Source organism: Streptomyces sp. LMG1-1-1.1 (assembly GCF_040815545.1).
In the GTDB taxonomy this organism is placed as follows: Bacteria; Actinomycetota; Actinomycetes; order Streptomycetales; family Streptomycetaceae; genus Streptomyces.
The window spans coordinates 42,621-60,887 of the sequence record NZ_JBFPNH010000038.1 but is presented as its reverse complement, the minus strand read 5'-3'; the positions used below and the strand labels follow the sequence as shown (position 1 = coordinate 60,887).

General features: G+C 70.2%; 25 protein-coding genes and 2 pseudogenes. 19 read left to right on the top strand and 8 right to left on the bottom strand.

Annotated features, from left to right (window positions below; translation table 11 throughout):
• Positions 1-178: 178 nt before the first annotated feature.
• Entirely contained in the window at positions 179-769 is a 591-nt protein-coding gene (locus MRBLMG1_RS22535) for a dihydrofolate reductase family protein (RefSeq protein ID WP_367825900.1), read from the top strand.
• A gap of 218 nt (positions 770-987) precedes the next feature.
• On the opposite strand, the gene MRBLMG1_RS22530 is transcribed toward MRBLMG1_RS22535, so the two are convergent.
• Together MRBLMG1_RS22530 and MRBLMG1_RS22525 are read right to left on the bottom strand one after the other, a co-directional pair.
• On the bottom strand, positions 988-1,563 hold the full coding sequence (locus MRBLMG1_RS22530) for an HD domain-containing protein (protein ID WP_367825899.1): 576 nt from the start codon (positions 1,561-1,563) through the stop codon (positions 988-990).
• 13 nt (positions 1,564-1,576) lie between these two features.
• Positions 1,577-2,695 carry a helix-turn-helix domain-containing protein gene (locus MRBLMG1_RS22525; RefSeq protein ID WP_367825898.1) on the bottom strand — a complete coding sequence of 373 codons (1,119 nt, stop codon included), beginning with the start codon at positions 2,693-2,695 and terminating at the stop codon, positions 1,577-1,579.
• 129 nt (positions 2,696-2,824) lie between these two features.
• On the opposite strand from MRBLMG1_RS22525, the gene MRBLMG1_RS22520 reads away from it, so the two are divergent.
• From MRBLMG1_RS22520 to MRBLMG1_RS22510, 3 genes are all read left to right on the top strand, one after another.
• Positions 2,825-3,319, top strand: coding sequence for a hypothetical protein (locus MRBLMG1_RS22520; RefSeq protein WP_367825897.1), 495 nt, complete (start codon positions 2,825-2,827; stop codon positions 3,317-3,319).
• Between the two features lie 135 nt (positions 3,320-3,454).
• The gene (locus tag MRBLMG1_RS22515) at positions 3,455-3,985 is read left to right on the top strand and encodes a glycine-rich domain-containing protein (protein ID WP_367825896.1); all 531 of its coding nucleotides are present in this window, start codon (positions 3,455-3,457) and stop codon (positions 3,983-3,985) included.
• Positions 3,986-4,014: 29 nt separating this feature from the next.
• A complete protein-coding gene (locus tag MRBLMG1_RS22510; RefSeq protein ID WP_367825895.1) occupies positions 4,015-4,227 on the top strand; it encodes a hypothetical protein in 213 nt (70 codons plus the stop codon).
• Between the two features lie 693 nt (positions 4,228-4,920).
• Here MRBLMG1_RS22510 and MRBLMG1_RS22505 read toward each other — a convergent pair.
• From MRBLMG1_RS22505 to MRBLMG1_RS22495, 3 genes are all read right to left on the bottom strand, one after another.
• Positions 4,921-5,193, bottom strand: coding sequence for a hypothetical protein (locus MRBLMG1_RS22505; protein ID WP_367825894.1), 273 nt, complete (start codon positions 5,191-5,193; stop codon positions 4,921-4,923).
• 98 nt (positions 5,194-5,291) lie between these two features.
• Complete coding sequence (locus MRBLMG1_RS22500; protein ID WP_367825893.1) at positions 5,292-5,501, bottom strand: hypothetical protein; 210 nt, start codon at positions 5,499-5,501, stop codon at positions 5,292-5,294.
• Between the two features lie 4 nt (positions 5,502-5,505).
• A complete protein-coding gene (locus MRBLMG1_RS22495; protein WP_367825892.1) occupies positions 5,506-6,060 on the bottom strand; it encodes a DUF5994 family protein in 555 nt (184 codons plus the stop codon).
• A gap of 282 nt (positions 6,061-6,342) precedes the next feature.
• On the opposite strand from MRBLMG1_RS22495, the gene MRBLMG1_RS22490 reads away from it, so the two are divergent.
• The 3 genes and pseudogenes from MRBLMG1_RS22490 to MRBLMG1_RS22480 all read left to right on the top strand — a co-directional run bounded on the left by MRBLMG1_RS22490 (position 6,343) and on the right by MRBLMG1_RS22480 (position 7,392).
• Positions 6,343-6,837 (top strand): DUF5994 family protein, encoded by a 495-nt coding sequence (locus tag MRBLMG1_RS22490; RefSeq protein ID WP_367825891.1) that lies wholly within the window; start codon positions 6,343-6,345, stop codon positions 6,835-6,837.
• Positions 6,834-7,191, top strand: a pseudogene (locus MRBLMG1_RS22485) (PRC-barrel domain-containing protein). The gene MRBLMG1_RS22490 and the pseudogene MRBLMG1_RS22485 overlap by 4 nt, the downstream one beginning before the upstream one ends.
• 30 nt (positions 7,192-7,221) lie before the next feature.
• Positions 7,222-7,392 (top strand): hypothetical protein, encoded by a 171-nt coding sequence (locus MRBLMG1_RS22480; protein ID WP_367825890.1) that lies wholly within the window; start codon positions 7,222-7,224, stop codon positions 7,390-7,392.
• Between the two features lie 141 nt (positions 7,393-7,533).
• Here the strand turns inward: MRBLMG1_RS22480 and MRBLMG1_RS22475 are convergent.
• Both MRBLMG1_RS22475 and MRBLMG1_RS22470 read right to left on the bottom strand, forming a co-directional pair.
• A pseudogene (locus MRBLMG1_RS22475) lies at positions 7,534-7,767 on the bottom strand (serine hydrolase); the annotation flags it as partial.
• An 11-nt stretch (positions 7,768-7,778) separates the two neighbouring features.
• On the bottom strand, positions 7,779-8,210 hold the full coding sequence (locus MRBLMG1_RS22470; protein WP_367825889.1) for a hypothetical protein: 432 nt from the start codon (positions 8,208-8,210) through the stop codon (positions 7,779-7,781).
• 52 nt (positions 8,211-8,262) lie between these two features.
• On the opposite strand from MRBLMG1_RS22470, the gene MRBLMG1_RS22465 reads away from it, so the two are divergent.
• The 11 genes from MRBLMG1_RS22465 (at position 8,263) to MRBLMG1_RS22415 (ending at position 16,708) form a co-directional block, all read left to right on the top strand.
• The gene (locus MRBLMG1_RS22465; RefSeq protein WP_367825888.1) at positions 8,263-8,754 is read left to right on the top strand and encodes a hypothetical protein; all 492 of its coding nucleotides are present in this window, start codon (positions 8,263-8,265) and stop codon (positions 8,752-8,754) included.
• A gap of 41 nt (positions 8,755-8,795) precedes the next feature.
• The gene (locus tag MRBLMG1_RS22460) at positions 8,796-9,458 is read left to right on the top strand and encodes an HAD family hydrolase (protein WP_367825887.1); all 663 of its coding nucleotides are present in this window, start codon (positions 8,796-8,798) and stop codon (positions 9,456-9,458) included.
• Between the two features lie 89 nt (positions 9,459-9,547).
• Positions 9,548-10,750 (top strand): helix-turn-helix domain-containing protein, encoded by a 1,203-nt coding sequence (locus MRBLMG1_RS22455; RefSeq protein ID WP_367825886.1) that lies wholly within the window; start codon positions 9,548-9,550, stop codon positions 10,748-10,750.
• Positions 10,751-10,944: 194 nt separating this feature from the next.
• Positions 10,945-11,391 (top strand): hypothetical protein, encoded by a 447-nt coding sequence (locus tag MRBLMG1_RS22450; RefSeq protein WP_367825885.1) that lies wholly within the window; start codon positions 10,945-10,947, stop codon positions 11,389-11,391.
• Positions 11,388-11,582 carry a hypothetical protein gene (locus MRBLMG1_RS22445; RefSeq protein WP_367825884.1) on the top strand — a complete coding sequence of 65 codons (195 nt, stop codon included), beginning with the start codon at positions 11,388-11,390 and terminating at the stop codon, positions 11,580-11,582. The genes MRBLMG1_RS22450 and MRBLMG1_RS22445 overlap by 4 nt, the downstream gene beginning before the upstream one ends.
• Before the next feature lie 81 nt (positions 11,583-11,663).
• Entirely contained in the window at positions 11,664-12,551 is an 888-nt protein-coding gene (locus MRBLMG1_RS22440) for a glycosyltransferase family 8 protein (protein WP_367825883.1), read from the top strand.
• The gene (locus MRBLMG1_RS22435) at positions 12,548-13,435 is read left to right on the top strand and encodes an aminoglycoside phosphotransferase family protein (protein ID WP_367825882.1); all 888 of its coding nucleotides are present in this window, start codon (positions 12,548-12,550) and stop codon (positions 13,433-13,435) included. Before MRBLMG1_RS22440 ends, MRBLMG1_RS22435 begins: the two co-directional genes overlap by 4 nt.
• Complete coding sequence (locus tag MRBLMG1_RS22430) at positions 13,432-14,163, top strand: glycosyltransferase (RefSeq protein WP_367825881.1); 732 nt, start codon at positions 13,432-13,434, stop codon at positions 14,161-14,163. Before MRBLMG1_RS22435 ends, MRBLMG1_RS22430 begins: the two co-directional genes overlap by 4 nt.
• A complete protein-coding gene (locus MRBLMG1_RS22425; protein WP_367825880.1) occupies positions 14,160-15,062 on the top strand; it encodes a PIG-L deacetylase family protein in 903 nt (300 codons plus the stop codon). Before MRBLMG1_RS22430 ends, MRBLMG1_RS22425 begins: the two co-directional genes overlap by 4 nt.
• Positions 15,056-15,670 carry a hypothetical protein gene (locus MRBLMG1_RS22420; protein ID WP_367825879.1) on the top strand — a complete coding sequence of 205 codons (615 nt, stop codon included), beginning with the start codon at positions 15,056-15,058 and terminating at the stop codon, positions 15,668-15,670. Before MRBLMG1_RS22425 ends, MRBLMG1_RS22420 begins: the two co-directional genes overlap by 7 nt.
• A 6-nt stretch (positions 15,671-15,676) precedes the next feature.
• Complete coding sequence (locus tag MRBLMG1_RS22415; protein ID WP_367825878.1) at positions 15,677-16,708, top strand: glycosyltransferase; 1,032 nt, start codon at positions 15,677-15,679, stop codon at positions 16,706-16,708.
• On the opposite strand, the gene MRBLMG1_RS22410 is transcribed toward MRBLMG1_RS22415, so the two are convergent.
• Positions 16,705-17,736, bottom strand: coding sequence for a phosphotransferase (locus MRBLMG1_RS22410; protein WP_367825918.1), 1,032 nt, complete (start codon positions 17,734-17,736; stop codon positions 16,705-16,707). The genes MRBLMG1_RS22415 and MRBLMG1_RS22410 overlap by 4 nt on opposite strands.
• Before the next feature lie 159 nt (positions 17,737-17,895).
• On the opposite strand from MRBLMG1_RS22410, the gene MRBLMG1_RS22405 reads away from it, so the two are divergent.
• Complete coding sequence (locus tag MRBLMG1_RS22405) at positions 17,896-18,135, top strand: hypothetical protein (RefSeq protein ID WP_367825877.1); 240 nt, start codon at positions 17,896-17,898, stop codon at positions 18,133-18,135.
• Positions 18,136-18,267 lie beyond the last annotated feature (132 nt).

The following is an 18,267-nucleotide window of genomic DNA, read 5'->3' as shown; positions in this document are numbered from 1 at the left end:
CCACGCTCCGTGCCCGGCGCTCCACCGTCCAGACTCGCCCACGCTGCCTCACCTCGCGCCCCGGGAAGAGCCGTTCGCAGGAAAAAGATCTTCGAAGGGCGATGATTTCCGGACGGCGGTGCCGTCTCTACTGCCGTACCCCCGGCACAGCGGCCGACGAACCACAGGAGCAGGTCCCATGCGCATCGTCATCACCGAGTTCATGAGCCTCGACGGCATCGTCCAGGGCCCCGGCGGCCCCAAGGAGGACACCGACGGCGGATTCGCCCACGGCGGCTGGACCGGCCCCTTCTTCGATCCGGAGGTCGTCGGCGGCACCTTCGCCGAGGCCGCCGAACAGGCGGAGGCCCTGCTCTTCGGCCGCCGCACCTGGCAGACGATGGCGGGCGCCTGGCCGGCGCGGGCCGGAGACCCCTTCGCCGACCGGATGAACTCCATCCCGAAGTACGTCGTCTCCGGCACCCTCGCCGAGGCCGACCTCCGCTGGAACAACACCACCCTCATCCCCGGCGACAAGGCCCTCGCCCGCCTCCGCGAACTCCGCGGGGCCCCCGGCGGCGACCTCCTCGTCATGGGCAGCGCCGCCCTCGTCCGCGCCCTCCTCGCCGAAGACCTCGTGGACGAACTCCGGCTCATCGTCATGCCGGTGCTCGTCGGCGGCGGCAAGTCGATCTTCCCCACGGACGGCACCCTCCGCACCCTCGAACTCGTCTCCACCGTCACCAGCCCCCTCGGCGTCAACGTCTGCACCTACCGCCGCCCCGAGTAACCCCATCCCTCCCCCGCGAAACACGAAGCGCCCCACCCGGCCGAAACCGCGCGGGGCGCTTCGGCGGGCGAAGGATCTTCCCCCCTGCGTAGGCCGTGCGGGACTCGAACCCACAACCGATGGATTAAAAGTCCTGGCTGGGGCTGAGTGGGTGATGCCGCATGGTGCTGGACACGGCGGGACCGGTCGGCAATTGTCACGATCGCGGCGACGGGTGGTCAGTTCTCGCCGAGGGTTGACCGAAGCCAGTCCAACGGGTCATGCGCCAGAAGCTCCTCCGCCAGCCGCTGACCGGTCTCGGTGGTCAGCCGCCCTCGGCTGTTGTCGATCCACCGTTGGGCGCCCTGGTAGCCCTGAGCCTTGTACTCAAGGCCCTGCAGCATGCATTCCAGCTTGTCAGCGTCCCGAGCGCAGATGGCTTCGAGCGATTCCTTGCTCTCGTACTCCGCAACGACCTCGCGCACTGCCGACGCAAGGACCTCGGGCATTCCGGCCGTTTGGTCTGCGGTCACTTGCCGTGGATCAGCGCTGCCCGCGTACTTCTTCCCCAGGTAGTTGACGTCTCCAGTACGTGCCTCCTGGGTGTCGTGCCACACCGCGAGCAGTGCGGCTCGTCCAGGGTCGGCCCCTTCAAGCTTGGCGATCAACGACGCGATGAGTGAGGTGCGCCAGGAATGCTCGGCAATGCTTTCAGGGTCGCGGACGCCGGCCATCCACCACCCGGTGCGTCGGGAGTTCTTCAGGGTTCCCGCCTCGTACAGGAAGTGAGCCACTGCGGACAGGTCTTCTGCCACCGTCCGTCTCCTCTCACGCCTCGGCGAGGCGGATCGCGTACCGGATACCTTCGAGCTCGCGGCGCGCGCGCCCCGACAGCTCCCGGCCATCCAACACCACGGGGAGCTGCTGGCGCAGGGTGCGGCTGGCTTCGGTAGACGACCGCAGCAGCGCGGGTCGGACTGCCAGGAGTGCCCAGAGGCTGTGGACGTTCAGGTCGAAGAAGCCGTGTTCCGGGGTGAGGCCGCGCACCAGGTGGTCGAGCAGCTTGGGTCCGGCGCAGGCGCCTATCGGGGTGGAGGTGATGAAGTCGTCCGAGAGCTGGAGGTGCGGCGTCTCGCCGATCCAGTAGGCCCAGTAGGCCAGGTTCGCGGCCTCGCCAGCATCGTCTCCATCGAGGGTCTGGTCGATGAAGTGGCCCATCCTGTCGCGGTCACCCTGACGTGCGGCAACGGCGGCAACAGACCGAGCGTTGAGCCAGCCGGAGAGCCAGTCTGAAGGCCGGACATCGGCCTGGTGAGCGGCCAGCCAATCCGTAGTGTCTGGCGCATCGTCGTAGCCAGCGAGGTAGAGGGCTTGTCGGCGGAGCAGGAACAGCCCAGGATCCCGGGCCCGTTCCACTGTCCTACGCATCCGAGAGAAGAACCGCGGCCGGTCACCAGTGGCGAGCTCAGGTCCTGCGGGCACAGGCCCCCGCCGGGCGTGGCGCGGCGCGGGCAAATCGCGTAAGGGGGTTGGGGCGACACCACTCAGCGGCCAGGTGAGCACCTCCACCAGGTCGCGTTGCATCACCCACGCACCGAGAGGGTTCGCGTCGTCGGGCACGCCGTCGTCGAGGGCTCCAGCGAGCAGCACGTCAGCTTCCAAGGCGCGTTCGAGGGCGAGCAGCAGAGCAGGGGAGGCACCCAGCTTCATAAGCCGGTGGCGATGGACGAGCATCTGCCCGACAGGAACCGCGGTGAGTGAGCGCCGCCCGGACTCCCATCCCGCGATCGTGTCGACTGAGACGCGGAACTCCTCGGCGATCGTCTCCTGGCCGTGGCCCAACTGCTCGCGGATGATCCGGAAAACGTAGCCGGAGATGACGCCGCTCCGTGCCCGGGGCGACCTTCCCTGACTCCCGGTCAGGGTTCGTTGCCGCTGATTGGCCATGGCGTCTCCTCTGCCTACCGAGAGCGTCTGCCTACCCGTACCCACGGTCACTTCAGGCGGATCCCCAGCGCTCCTACCTTCAGGAGTGCAGCAGTTCGGGCAACTCAGCGTAGTAGGAAGGACGCCACTGTGGCCGCTGTCCAGTCAGCCAGTCACTCGAATGTCGACGATGAAGTCCGCCACGACAGGCTGACTGAACTCACCCTCCAGGTTCCACTCGGCGCGCTCCTCGCCCAGGTCGTCACGCCCGTCGAGGAGTACGCCGAGGACGAGGCCGAGCGGGACGCCACCGCCGCCCTCGCGATCCGGAGCCCCTACGAGCCCACCGCCATCGCGGCAATGACCAACCGGCTGCTGACCCGCATCGAGGGCCTGGCCGTCGGTGTCGAGCGGATCCCTGTATGCCGGCGCGGCGCGAGCGGAGTCGGCGCCCTCGCAACGTGGGAAAGGCTCAAGGCACAAGCGCCCGCGGCCGACCCGCTCGGCAGCTGGTCGTACATGCGGACCCTCGCCCACGCCACGCACGGCATGGTCCACAGCCTGCGCGAGCACCGCTCGGCCGAACAGCCGAAGGCTTTCGTCGGCCGGCCCGGCATGCCGCCCGTCGCCCCTCGCACTCGGTGAGGGAGTGGCAGCGGCAGGCGCTCTACTGCCTGATCGTCCTCGGCATGCTCGCCGCCCTCGCCATCGGCATCACAGGCTCCCGCCCCACATGAGGCGGGCCACGCACCATCGGCAATCCACCCATCAGGAGGAACCATGGCCTGCACGAACGGCAACCCGCCGCCCTGCTCTTCCAGCCCCGAGCCCGGCAATCCGCCTGCCGTCCGATCGCTCCTCAGCGACGCCGAGTTCACCGGCGTGATGCGCACGGTCCTCGACGACAACCCCGACTGGGACACCGACAAGGCCAGCCGCGCCGTCGTCGAGGCCCTGAAGTTCGTGTCCGCTGCGGCCCTCTTTCCTCAGGTGCCGATCTCGCCCACGAGCGAGGTGGATGAGGGCTGGCACGCCCTGATCCTCCACACCCACCTGTACGCGACCCTGTGCAGCAGCCTCGGCCGCACCGTCCACCACTACCCCGAGCGCCCCGAAGCGGCCCGCCGCGACCCGGCCGTTCTCACCCGCACCATGGCCCTCATCGAGCAGGCCGGGTACACGCCCGACCCCGGGCTCTGGGTGGGGCGGCGGGAGGCGCTGGTCGGTGTGGCCAGGCACACCCCGATGCCCGGGGGGTGCGGCCCGATCAACCCGGGCAACTGCGCGAGCGGCGGGGGCGACGCCGACTAGGCTCGTCCCCTGCCTACGTGAGGAGAGCCATGGAAGCGCACGAGGTCTCGGCACTGCACGACGCGATGCGTCGGTACGGACTCCCCGGGGTCCTCACGCCGGTGGATCCCCTTAACCTGGCCGGCCGCTGGCACGTGCTCGACGATGCCCGCGGTGGCCGGGACATCACCGACGCCACCATCGAGGCTGCGGCTGTCGCTGCGCTCCGTCGACCGACCCGCGGTTTCGTCACCGTGGGCTAGTCACCGAGGACCGCCCCGGCCGGATGCCGCCGTGTGTACAGGTCAGGGCTTCTCTTTGCGGTCCTCTCGGGCCAGCAGCGGGCCAGCTACTGATCTCGAGAGGTCCGGATACAAGGCTGGGGCCAGGTCAGGTAACCCCTGACCTGGCCCCAAGCGGTAGGCCGTGTGGGACTCGAACCCACAACCAATGGATTAAAAGCCCTGGCTGGGGCCTGCTGAGTGATGCCGGAGAGTGCCGCTCCGTCCGGTGTGCCCTGGTCTGACGGGGTGAACGGTGCCGCGCGATCCGGCCGGAACCGGGCCGTGCCGGAACATCCGCTCACGCATCGCTCACGCACGGACGGCACTGCGGCCCACCGTCGATGTCGGTCCCGCGAGGCATCCCACCGCGTGTGGCGCGTGTCCTGGATGGGGTGTGGGGAAGAGAGGCGAAGCTAAAGCGGAGCAGCCGGGTCGCCCGCCGCTACCTTGCTGCTGTCGAGGGCATGGTCAGGTCCTCCCGGGTGCCGGAGGTTTCCATGACTAGCGCCCGCGCGGGCCTCTTGGCGGTGGTCGTCACAACGGCCTCAGCGCATTCACTCCGCCGAGGCCGCCCTTCCGGACCGTCACACGTGAGCGTGCTCGATCCACGTTCAATTCTACGACTACGGGCCGGACGGGGCAGAGGGAGAGCGGGCCATCGGGCAGTCCGGCTCAGCCGCGTTCCTCCTCTTCGGCCTCCATGCGGCGGATTCCCTGGTGGGTGAGGGACACCATCGCGGGTGTGTTGCCCGGTTCCCAGTCGATGCTGATCAGGCCCTCGCCGGCGAGGTAGGTGCAGGCGGCGGCCAGGTCCTCTTCCGGGATGCGCAGGTCGTTCCGCAGCTTCCGCCCCGGGACTCCGAGGAGACGGTTGCCTTCGGTGGCTTCGTAGAGGGCGGTCAGGACCCGTTCGCGGTAGACCTGTCGCTCGCGGAGTGTCGCCATGACCAGGTCCTTTCACGCGTGAGAGGCCGGCGGGTGGGTTGTCCCGGGTGTCGGGTACCCCACCCGCCGCCTTCGGTCGGAGGAATGGTCAGGGGTGCTCACGGCCAGGTTCCCGTGCGCCTGCGGTGGGCGGCTTGCTCCGTCGGAGTGCGGTGACTGTGGCCCGGCGGCCGGCGGATGGCCGGGAAGGGGGCGCCGAAGTGGTGGGCGGCGATGCGTGCGTCGTGCTGGGCGTTGAGCCGGTGGATCAGGCGGGTGCCGAGCGCGATCAGCAGGGCGATCGCGGCGATCGTGATCAGGGTTTCCATGGGGTCACCTCCGCGGGTTCCCCGGTACGGGGATCATCCGCGCGCCGACGACCGGGTGCCGGAGCGGCGGCAGGGCGGATCCGCCGTCGGTCTCCCAGGTGTCCTCGCTGCTTCGGGCGTCGCGCATACGGCGGCCGGTGGCGGCCTCGTCGGACATCAGGGCACCGGCGGCCAGGACGCTGCCGGGGAGGGCGGCGGCGGTCATCAGCCGGGCGGCTGCGGAGGGTTCGGTCTCGGGCGGGATCACCAACAGGTCGCAGCGGCCGACGGTGTAGGAGAGCAGGATCATCTTGTCGGGATCCTGTTCGGTGAACCAGCCGACGTGCACGGTGTGCCCGGTGACGGCGACCTTGTGCGGGACGACGGGCCAGCGGGTGGGGTTCACCGCGACGCGCGTGATGCGTCCGTAGGGCTCCTCCAGCGCGTCGACCAGGGACGGAAGCTCGGCGGTGAGGTCACGCGAACGAGGCCACCAGGCACCGTCCAAGAGGCCGGCGAGGGTGGTCTTCGGCGTCAGCGACAGGCGCGCCGAAAGCAGGGGTGCCAGGGAGGTGGTCATGATCGCGGACCCGTCTCCGGGCCGTCCTGCAGGGCGGCCCAGTGTCTTGATCGCCGGAAACGACGTCCGCGTGGGAGCGGGTGCTCGACTTACTCCCGGTACCTTCAGCGTACTCCGCGCTGTGCTCGGACGAGTGGGTTCTGACCAGGCGATTTCCGACCGGGAATAGTGCCCGTCCCATGCTCGCGGGCGTGACCACAGGCCCGCGGAGTACCGTGAGACCACGGCGGTATCTCGCCGGCCATGAGGTGTCGGCGGCCCCGCGCAGCTAGGCGGACCATCATGGCCCAATCCGACAGCCCCTCTCCTCCGAAGCTCCTTCCGGACGAGATCCACCGAGCGGTGAAGCCCGGCACGGCCCTGCTCCGGCTACGGACGACGCACTCCCGCGAAGGCGTTCTCGACGGCGCGTGGTGGCCCCGTTCCCGGGACGTCGCGACCGAGCTGCCCGCCCTGATCCAGGCGGTCACCGCGCACCTGGGCCCCGTCACGCGGGTCGGCCTGGACACGGACGCCTGGGAGAAGGTCCCGACCCGTTTGGTCGTCGACGACCGGGTCGTGCGCCTCGACTCCTTTCCCGTCGGTGACGGCACCGTCCTCATCACCCGTGGCGACAACGACCACTTCGCCCTGATGGTGGTCCCGCCGCACGCCACGGAGGATGCGGCCCGCGCGGCGATGGCCCGTGCGATCGCCGCAGATAACGTCACCCAGGCCGCCGAAATCCTTCTCGCCACGCTCCCCGAACGGGGGACCGATCGCAAGGAGTCGGCATGATCCAGATGGCGGACATCCGTGAGTGGCGAACACGCGACGTCGTGGACACGCGGGGCCACAGGATCGGAGATCTGGAGGCGATCTACGTCGACACCAGTACCGATCAGCCGTTCATGGCCACGGTCCGGGTCGGCCTGCCCACCCGCCACCGTCTGGTGTTCGTCCCCCCTGGACGGTGCGACGGCGGGGCCGGGCTATGTGAAGGTCGCCCATGACAAGGCTCTGGTGAAGCGGTGCCCTTCGATCGGCACCGACGACGTACTTCCCGCCGAGGACGAGGAAGCGGTCTTCCGGCACTACGACCTCCCCTACGAGCCCGGAGCGAACGGTGAACGGCAGCTGGCCCGCCGCTGAGCCCCCCGACCGACCGAGGAGGTGGCCCTCGTGTCGCTCTTCCTCGCCCTGATCATCGTGGCGATCGTGCTGGGCATCATCGGCGCCGTCGCCGACGGACTGCTCTTCCTTCTGTTCATCGGCATCGTGCTGCTCGTTGCAGACCTCATCTACATCGCCATGCGCATGCGCCGCTCCGCCCATCGCCGCCCGGTCCGGTGACCCCGACGCACCGGGCGGACGGGCCTGACCTGCGACGAAGCCGCAGGTCGCTGACCTGGGGCTGAAGCACCCTCGAGCCGCCTTGGCGACGCCCTGAAGCCCATGACACCGGCGGTTCCGCCCCTGGGCCGTACGGCACGGTCAGGCGAATGCCTCCTGGCGGAAGGCGTTGCGGACGTCCGTCAGTGGTTGGCGGCCGCGGGTGCAGTAGAGCTTGTTGGTGAGTAGCACCGCCCCTCGGTCCTGGGTGGGGGAAATCCACATGCCGGTGCCGGTGAAGCCGTAGTGGACCCAGCTGTCCTGTTCATCGGTGGTGCCGGGGGCCAGGTGCCAGAACAGGCCGCGTTCGGGGTGGAGGCCGCCGGTCTGCACGGTTTACCAGCGATCTACCGGTCCATCATGAATACGACCGCAGCCAGGACAGCACCTCCGAGGGTCACTGCGCACAGTCGCAGCTTCCACGTGACGGGGTGGGTTACCACCCTCTGCGCCACGGCCCAATGCCGGTACAGCAAGTAACCCGCTACGTCGAGGAGGACAGCAGCCCCGCCCGCCAGCCAGATACACAGCACGAGGGCATGACCGAGATCCGCGAACCGTGAGAAGAACTCCTCGCTGAGAACTGTCTGAGTCCACCGTGCCACCGCTGGGCAGAACGCCCAAGCGGCCATGATCGCCGCCCAAGCCTGTGAGGTTATCGACGGCCCAGGGGGCATCAGAACAGAGGTGCCACCGAGCACGTTCTGCGTCCCGCCGATCACGGTGGGCCCGACGAAGACGTTGTGGTGAACCTCCGAAGGGTCAGAGTCCTGGCTCATGGTCCACCGCTTACATGTTGACGATCTGGGTGCCGCCCAACTGGGTCGGTCCATGGAACTGATTGCCGTGGATGTTCATTCCGATGTGTGGCTGCGCAACTCCCAAAGCGTCTCGCAGCTGCCGGAGAAGGTGCTCGTCGGATGCCGCGATTCGCCGGACCTGCTCGTTCACGGCGTGACGCAGTGCCGCCGTGCCCACCTCGCGAAGACCATCAAGGTCTTCGATCCGCACACCCTCATTGCTTCGCGAACGGCTCAAGATCGCGCTCAGTCGCGGACGAGCAGATGTATAGGCATCAGTGACGAGCAGCGCGGTAAGTGCCGTAGCGACGCTCTCAGCCAAGAAGCCAATATCCGACACGCATCCCCCTACCTCTTTGTGCATGTCCAGACTACGGAGAGCGACGCGCGTTGTCAGGAAGACCGCCTAAGTGCCGCTTCGTTCCGCCTACCCGTGGACGACAACGTGCGCTTGCTCCCTGAGAGCTGCGGGCAGCCCGTGCCAGCGGCGGGCTCCGCGCTCAGCCGCACCGCCGCGCGGTAGCGTCACCCAGGAGACCAACCGCGGAAGGGGGCAAACGCCGGATGTCGCACAACACGGTCACTGCCGACGGGCACGAACAGCGTGGCCTGATCCTCGACTTCGCCGGGGTGCTCACGGCCAGCCCGATCGATGTGCACCGCGCCTGGTGCGTGTCCGAGGGGCTGGCTCCGGGTGCGTGGCGCAGCACGCTCAACCATCACCCCGAGGGGCGGCGTCTGTACGCGGCTCTGGAGATCGGTGAGATCGGGCAGGCCGAGTGGAACGAGGGCACGGCGGCCCTGCTGGGTGCGCATGTGGATCCGGTGAACCTGATGGGGCGGGCCTGGGCCGGGGTGCCGGCGGCGCGCCGGATGGTCGGGCTCGCGCGGGCGGCGCGTGACGCTGGTCATCGGCTCGCGTTGCTGTCCAACAGCTTCGGGCTCGACCCGTTCAACCCGTACGAACACGTCGGCATCTGGGACCTGTTCGACGTGCACGTCGTCTCCGAGCTCGTCGGTATGGCCAAGCCCGATCCGGCGATCTACGAACTCGCCCTGGACCGGATCGGGTTGCCTGCCGAGCAGTGCGTCTTCGTCGACGATCACGCGGTGAACCTTCCGCCGGCCGCCGATCTGGGCATCGCCACCATCCACGTCACGGACGAGGACGCGGCCGTGGCCGAGCTGGAGGCCCTTCTTGGCGTGACAGCGGTACTCGCCGGCTGAGGCCAACTGCAGTCTGCGCAAAGGGCGTCGACGCTGCCCTTCCTGCCAGTACTGTCCGTGTGGGGCCCATCATGCGGAGGTTCTGGATCATGCAGTGGTCGGAGTACACCACCTCTGAGCGCCTGAAGGCGCTGCGCGGCGGCATGACGCAGGAGCAGCTGGCGGAGGCGTCCGGCGTGTCCGTCGGCGTGGTCCGCAAGCTCGAACGCGGCGGGACGGCGTCCCTTCCGTCCCTGCTGTCGATCGCCGACGCGCTCGGTACGGACATCGCCGTGCTCTTAGGTCAGCAGGCGCCCCGCCGGTCCATGGACCGTGACGAGCGGGCCGCGCTGCGCATGGTCTCCGCAGCCACCCACGACGCGGCCATCGGCATCCCCGCCGAGGTCGAGCCGGGCACCGTCGAGGAGCTGCGGGCCGTCGTCCGTCGGGCCGATGCTGCCTACTGGGGCGGCAGGTACACCGAGCTCGGCACCCTCCTGGGACAGCTCCTCCCCGAGGCGCGGGCCAGGTTCGACGCGGCCGGCACCGACGAGCGCGAGGCTGCGGCCGGCGCCCTGATCGACACCTTCCAGACGGCGGGCATGGCCGCCAACGTGCTCGGTTCCCGCGATCTCGCGTACGCGGCACTGACGTACGGCCGCCAGATCGCCGTCCAGTGCGGTGACGTTCTCCGTGACGCGCATCTCGCCGCCACGACCGCGTGGGTCAATCTCCGGGACGGCCGTACGAAGCAGGGGTTCCTCCTCGCCGCAGCCCAGGCGGACCGGATCGAGCCCAAGATGAGCGAGCACTACCCGGACCGCCTCAGCGTGTACGGGCAGCTCGTCACGAACGCCGCCGTCGCCGCGTCCCGGGGCGGAGCGAATGCCGACAGCGCTCGCGAATACCTCTCCCAGGCTCATGCCGTCGCCGCCCGCATAGGGGACGAGCACGCCCGCGGTTCCCACGCGCAGCCGTACGGGCCGATGTACGCCGCAACGCAGGCCATGAGCATCGCCGTGGCTCTCGGGGACACCGCCGGGGCGCTACGGCTCATGGACACCGTCCGCCTGGACGAGACGGTACCCCTGGCCACCCGCGCCCGCTACGGCCTCGACGTCGCCCTCACCCAGGTCGAATGCCGCCGCTGGGACGCTGCCGCCGATACCCTCCAGGCCGTCTGCACGATGGCTCCCGGGTGGGTGCGCCACCAGATGCTCCCCGGGGTCATCATCAGCCGGCTCGCGGGCGTGTCCGTCACCCGGCTGCGAGGGCTCGCCGACTCCGCAGGCGTTCCCCTCGGAGTGCGCTGACCGGGCACCAGCACTGCAACGACCCGTAGCAGCCCCAGGGGCGCCATCAGGCCGACTGCTACGGGTCGTTGCACACCGCCGAGGGCCTTCTCTCCCACTGCCACGCAACGTGGCACGGAGAGCGGTGGCGGACCGCCGTCGGCGTCATGGGCCGTGCCTGGGCTCGTGCCCGGCGGCGCAGCAGCCTTGGGGGCATGCCGATCAACCCGCCCGGCGGCCTCGGGCACGTGCCCGTCGCCGTCTACGCCTGCGCCACCACTCCCGCCGTCATCCGCGAGGGCGAGGAGCACGGTCGCTACTACGCCGACGCCCGGCACTGGGACGTCGCCGGAGCCTGGTTCGACTTCGACCCCGCCCTGCCGCTCGCGGAGCGCCCTGGCTGGCAGGCCGTCCTGTCCGCCCTCTCGGCCGGAATGATCCGGGGCGTCGTCGTCTGCGCCCTCGCGCACGTCGCCTCCGACGCGGGCCAGTTCGCCGGCCTCGGTGTCCGCATCCGCGAGCAGGGCGGCTTCCTCGTGGATGCCGCGAGTGCCGCCCCGATCCGCCGTACGCCGGGTCAGCGCCGGCGGCGCCGTGACATCGCCGACGCGGCCTCCGGCTGGGACCCGCAGAGCGAGACACGTGAGGCGGACACCCTGTGACCGCGGAACGGGCGTGGGTCGGCGATCTCGTCAGGGACGCGAGAGGACGGCGGGCGATCGTCACCGATGTCCGCGCCGGCGGCACCGTCTGGGTGCTGCGCCCGCCCACCGGCGGCGGTCCCTGCTGGGAGACCGCCGACCCCGACACCCTCGAAATCCTCGACCGCCGCAGCTTCGGGCCCGGTCGGTGAGCCCTCGTGCGCCCGTCGTCCCCCAGCAGCGGTAGACCCGCCCATCACGCCCATGCGCCACGACCGGAAGGCGAAGCGCTCATGTACGCGTTCGGCCTATGCATCGACCAGCAGTACCTCGTCCCCGGCCTCGCTGCCCTCAGCGGCCTGGCCGACGGCCTCGCCCCGGCCACCCGCCGCAACGCCGCCGTCCGGGTGCTCACCCTCGACCTCACCCCGGGGCAGGCCCTGCTCCTCTCCGACTTCGCCAAGCGGGTCGGCTTCGGCTCGTTCGACCTACGCCACAGCTCTCCACTGCGGACCTCCCGCATGGCTGACGCGTCGTACATCACCGTCACCACCTACCTGCGCTTCGAGTTCACGCCGGAGTTCGTCCGCAGGCCGTACCTGATCTACGTGGACGCCGACGTCCTCGTACGGGGAGACCTCACCGACCCGTTGGGCTCCCTCGGGCCGTACGAGACCGGCGCCGTACGCGACGAGTTCAACCCGGCCGTCGGCGAGTGCCCGGCGCTGCCCGGAGCCGCCGAACGCTGGCCTCATCTGCGCGGACGTCCCTATTTCAACGCGGGTGTGCTCTGGGCCCACACCGCCCACATGCCCCGCATCCGCCGAGGCGTCGAGCAGGCCCTGATCCACGCCCGGCGGCACATCCTGCACAACGACCAGGACGCCCTGAACCTGTGGCTCCTGCGATCCGGCCACGTGCGACCGGTGGCCGCCGGCCTCAACCGATTCGAGGTCGGTCGCTTCCTGGAACGCGGGAACTGGGTCCGTCGGGTCGTCACCCGGCCGCCGAAGTCCGACCCATCAGCCGCTCTCGTGCACTTCGTGGGCCCCAAGAAGCCGTGGCAGGCCGACTGCCCCGTCACGGAGGACGTCGTCGAGTACCGCCAACACCTGGCGCGGACGCTGCGGCACGTTCGCCGCCTGGGCGCCGTCGGGGCCGAACCGGTGGGTGCGCGGTGACGGCGCGCGTCCCCGCCGTCGTCGTACGTGCGGCCATCGCCTTGGCCGGAGCACCGGCGCACACCACGCAGCGTCTGTCCTCCCGCTCGCGTACGGCCGTGTACCGGGCGAGTCTGGCCGACGGACGCAACGTCGTGATCAAGCTGTACACGGCCACCGCCCGCCGCAACGCGATCACCGAGAGCGCGGCCATCCGTGCCGTGGCCGACCACGTCGCCGTCCCGACCGTGATCGGCTACGGCCACGTCCCCGGCCACGAGGCGACCGCCCTCGTCACCGCCGACCTAGGCACGCTCACCCTCGGCGGCGCCATGCGCTCCGGCCGAATCTCCGACGAGCGAGCCCTGCGGGACCTGGCAGGTCTGCTCGGCCGCCTGCACCGCGCGCCCGTCCAGTCGTGGGCGCCACGGAGGCCCTTCTTCGAACAGGTCACGTCACTCGGACGTCGCTGTCCGCCCAGCGTGCTGGACCTCATCCCGCCGGCCCTCGCGGCCATCACCGACGCCGTCGACACGACGACGCCCGTGTGGTGCCACGGCGACCTGCACGGCGACAACGTCGTGCTCGCCGGCCACCGAGCCGTCCGCCACCTCGTCGACTTCACCGACGCCACCGCAGGACCCCGCGAGTCCGACGTCGCCCAGACCCTGGTCATGACCGACGCGGTCCGGTCGCCCCTCCGCGCCCGCACGGTCACCGACGCCTACCCCCTCGCGCTCGACCAGCACCTGCTCGCCGCCTGGACGGTCTTCCACACCACCCGCTGCTGGGCGCACTCCAGCCCGGGCGACGACCGCGCCCTGTGGGCCGGTCGCCTGGACGAGCTCAGCCGACGGACCCCGCACCTCTTCCGTACCCGCCGCCCGGAAAGGACGCACCGATGACCACCCCTGCCCTCTCGGTGGTGATCCCGGCCTTCAACGAGGCCGCCTACCTGCCCCGCTACCTGCCCTCCGTCCTCGCCTCCCTCGCCCGCTGGGAAGAGGTCACCGGCCACACCGGGGAGGTGATCGTCGTCGACAACGCCAGCACCGACGCCACCGCCGACATGGCCTCCTCCTTCGGCGTCCGCGTCGTCACCGAGTCCGTCCGCAACATCGGGCGGGTACGGAACACCGGAGCGAGCGCAGCCCGCAGCGGACGCCTCTTCTTCACCGACGCGGACGTGGCCCTGCCCCTGGAGGCGGTCACCGCCGCCGCTGCCGCCATGGACGCGGGGGCCATCGGCGGCGCCATCCCGCCGCTCTACACCCCGGAACGCCTCGGCGCCCGTCTCCTGTGCGCGTACTGGGACCACTACCGCACCCGGCGCGGCGGAGCCCAGGGCGTCAACCAGTTCTGCACCGCCGACGCCTTCCACCACGTCGGCGGCTACCGGGACGACCTGTTCATGAGCGAGGACGTCGAGTTCTTCGCCCGCCTCACCGCCCACGGGCAGGCCACCGGCCGCCCGGTCACGATCCTCGACGAGCTGCGCGTACGCCCCTCCACCCGCCGCTACGACCAGTGGTCGAGCCTCCGGATGCTCTGGTGGCAGAACCCCGTGACCGCCCGCCTCCGCCTCCAGTCGCCCCGCAAATGGCGCCACTGGTACGACACCACCGTGCGATGACGAAGGAGCCACCTGTGCACGCGTTCCTGCCCGTGCCGGACGGACACGGCATCTACACCTTCCCCGATGATCTCCACCGCGCCCACCAGGCGCACAACGAGCGGCTCGCCATCCGCTACCAGGCCCACGACCACCAGGTCCTGGAGGTGCCGGCACCCCACACCCGTACCCCGTACTACATCGAGGCCCGCACGCCCGTCGGTCGTCCGGTCCTCGTGATCGAACCCCACCACGACGACTTCGTCCTCTCCGCCTCCGGCACCTTCCTCGCCCACCCCCGCCCGCTTTCCGTGGTCACCGTCTTCACCCGCTCCCGAAGCGTTCACCCCGCCCTGGAGCCCACCTACACCGACGTCGGCACCGTGTCCGAGCTACGCGACCGCGAGGGCGCCGCCGCGCTCGCGCCGTTCGCCGCCCGCCGGCATCTCCTCGGTCACAAGGACGCGGAGATGCCATATCGCCCGTACGGCCCCGAGCGGCTCGACCGAATCACCGAGGAACTGGGTCGGATCGTCGCGGCCCACCCCGACGCCGAACTCCTCGCGCCCGCCGCCGTCACCCGCCACCCCGACCACCTCCTCGTCCACCAGGCCGCCGTCCGCCTCGGCTGCACCTGGTTCTGGGAGGACCTCGCGTTCTGGTCCACGTACGCGCTCGCCGGCTGTGACCAGCACCTCTTCCGTACGCGCACGGGGGCGACGATGCGGCCCGAGCTGGTCGACATCACCGACGCCGTCCTGGACAAGGTCACCGTCCTGCGGATGCACGGCTCGCAGATGCACCCGGCCCGGAAGATGTACCGCCCGATCCGGCACGCCTTCACCACCGCGGCCGACCTGGTCGACGGGGCTGGTCTCTACGCCGAGCGCTTCTACCGGACGGAGGCGCCGACATGCTGATCATCGCTCTGGAGGGGCCCTCCTACGCGGGCAAGTCGACGGCGATACGCCACCTCCGCCACACCGCCCTCGGCACGCGCGCGTTCGTCTCCGACTGCTACGTGAAGCACATCGCCCACCGCGACGACATCCCTCCGGCCCGCACCGACTCGGCAGCCGCCCAGCTCGCGGCCTTCGAGAGGTTCATGGCGATCGAGGCCGCCCGGGTCGCCGAAGCCGCCGCGAGTGGCAGGCAGCTCGTCATCCTCGACCGCTCCGTGGACACCCTCCTCGCCCACGCGTACGCCCTGGACGCCCTCTTCGACTACGGCGTCCACCACCGTCTCCGCGAACGGCTCGCGGCCCTCCCGCACCTGCGCCCCGACCACACCCTCTACCTCGACGTACCGGCAGATGCGCTCCACCTCCGCCGGAAGACCGCCGGCCACACCGCCGCCGAGTCCGAGTACTTCCTCCACGAGCCCGGCTTCCTCCACCACGCCCGCGACTACTTCGTCCACGCGCCCCGCAGACCCGTGACGCGAGAACTCGCCGTGCTGGCCGCCGACGCTGGCCCCGACGACGTCGCCAAGGCTGTGGAAGCCCTCGTCACCTACTGGGCCAGGTGACCGCCGATGCCCACCGCGCTCTTCGCCTGGCGCCGCACCCCGCCTCCGTTCCTCATCGGCGGCGCCGAGGTCACCCAGCAGCTACTCGCCGAAGAACTCGCCGCCGCAGGCTGGCAGGTCACCTACCTCGGCTCACACGAGGCTCCCTGGGACGGAACCACCCAACTCCCCGAGATGCGCGCCCACCTCGCCAAGCACCACGTGCCCTACGACGAGGCGGACGGCACCCTGCGCTACCGGTGGAACGGGGTCGCGTGCTCGGCGTTGTCGCAGAACAACGTGGAGCACGTGTTCGGCGGCCTTCTGCGAAGCCTCCGTCCCGACGTCGTGTTCACCTCGCAGGAGGGCTCGGCGGAGCTTGCCGCGCAGGCACGGCCGGCCTCGCTCGTTGCCGGCCTCCTGCACTCCGTCTCCGCCACCGGCCTGGGCGTCCTCGCGGGCCGCCCCCACCACGCCCTGGCGGTGTCGGAATTCGTCCGGGCGCGCGCACCCCACACGCCCGGAACCCGGCTCACCGTGATGTACCCGCCGTTCGCGCCGCCCCGGGAGAGCGCGAGCCCGGCCCGTACCGAGTCCGTCCTCATGATCAACCCCATCCCCGCCAAGGGATCCGAGCTGCTGCACGACCTCGTCCGGCACATGCCGGAACAGCACTTCACCCTGGTCGAGGGGTGGTGGGACACCGCAGCCGATTTCGCCGCCTACCCGAACGTGACGTACGTGCCCCGCGTGTACGACATGGAGCCGCTGTACCGCAGCCACCACCTCCTGCTGGTCCCGTCTACCGTGGAAGACGCCTTCCCGCGCGTGATCATCGAGGCCGCGCTCCACGGCGCTCCGACCGTCGGCACCGACCGGGGCGGCATCCCCGAAGCCGTCGGCGACGCAGGAATCATCCTGCCCAGCGCCGCCGGCCCCGAGGCGTGGGCACGAGCGATACGGGACGCCGACCACAGGTCCTTGGGGGCGAGGGCCCAACACCGGGCCCTCCAGTACACGCGGCCGTGCCTCCCCGAACTCCGGGCACTGGGGATCTAGGCAGCCCCGGCGAACGCTCGCTCCACCACGTCGAGCCGCTCCGTCCACCAGTGGAGGAGCGCCTCGTCGGCGAGGAACAGGTCGTCGCAGGAGTGATCGCCCCGGTCGTAGTGGAACTCCAACTGCCAGAAGTCCGTCATGCGCTTCCACCACAGGCGGCGCGCGGCGTCGAGAAGGGCGTCCGGCTCCAAGGGCACCACCGCCCGGTAGCCGCTGACGAAGGCGGACACCCGCTCCAGGTCGAAGACTCCCTCCACACCGAACTGCACCTGCGCCGTACGGACGACCTCCTCCGCGTACGGGCGGACGCCCAGCCGGTCCCAGTCCAGGATGGCGGTCAGCTCGCCGTCGGCCCAAAGGAGGTTCCGGTACTGGAAGTCGCCGTGCGTCCAGCCGTGCGGACCCGCGGGGAGGTCGCCCTCGGGGCGCAGGTGGGCGTGCTTGTCCAGCAGGACCTTCCGCTGTTCGAGGGCAAGGCCGGCGGCCACGTCGAAGCTGTCGCCCGCACGCCGCGCCGTCACCGCTTCGGCGAGCCGGTCCGCCTTGTGGACAGCTCGGCCGGCGTCGGTCACTTCTGCGGTGACTGACGCCGGCACGGCAGGCAGTCCCTCGTTGGTGACCACGCGGCCGAGCGCCGCGTGGAGCCCCGCAAGATGAGCGCCGAGTTCGGACACCTGCGCCAGGGAGAGGTCGGTTCCGCGGATGTGCTCGCCGGGCGTCCACGGGAACAGGCAGTAGGCGCTGCCGCCGATCTGGGCGATCACGTCACCCTGGGTGGTGGCGAGCGGCGCGGGAGCAGGGACGCCGTACGAAGCCAGTAGGGGAAGAGCTGCGAGGTTACGGCGCAGTCGTTCGAGCGGCACGTCCGTGACCCGCTTGAGGGCGAATCGCCCCACCCGGGTGTCCAGCCGCCAGTTCACGTTCATGAGGCCCTCGGCCAGGTGGTGTCGATCTACCACTTCTCCCAGGTCGAACGCCCTGATCAGCTCGGCAAGATCATCGGCGGGGATGCGCGTCCTGTCCGCCATGCTCGCGTCGGTCACGCAGGCGACGATACGGGAGCTGGACGCCCAGGCGCAGAAGGATCACTGGGCTGCCTCCCCAGACGAACGCGGAGCGTGAGGGCCTTGTGGAGGATTCCCGCCGTGGCCCGATAACCAGGCTCTACCCCGGTCGTTTGCCGGGTCATGAAGAAGACCATCGCTACCGCTGCCCTGGCCCTGACGAGCCTCGCGCTCGCGACTCCGGCTCACGCCGACAACGACAGCAACTTCGGACCGGGCATCAACGCCGCCAACAACTGGAACTTCAGTGCCGCCGCCGTCTGCTTCCAGGAGCTCGCGGTCGTGCCCGTCGGCGGGGCCTGGACGGGCGACACCGTCAACCACTGTGTCAACGGCAACGTCATCGACCCGAGCAACGGCTGATCTCACAGCGTGTCCCGTTGCTGTTCCGCGCCGGAACAGGACTGCTGTTCCGGCGCGGAACCCCTCCCTGGGGAGGGCTTCCTCCCGGTTCACCGAGTGAACATGCCGAGGCGGCCCGGTGCAGGCTCCGCG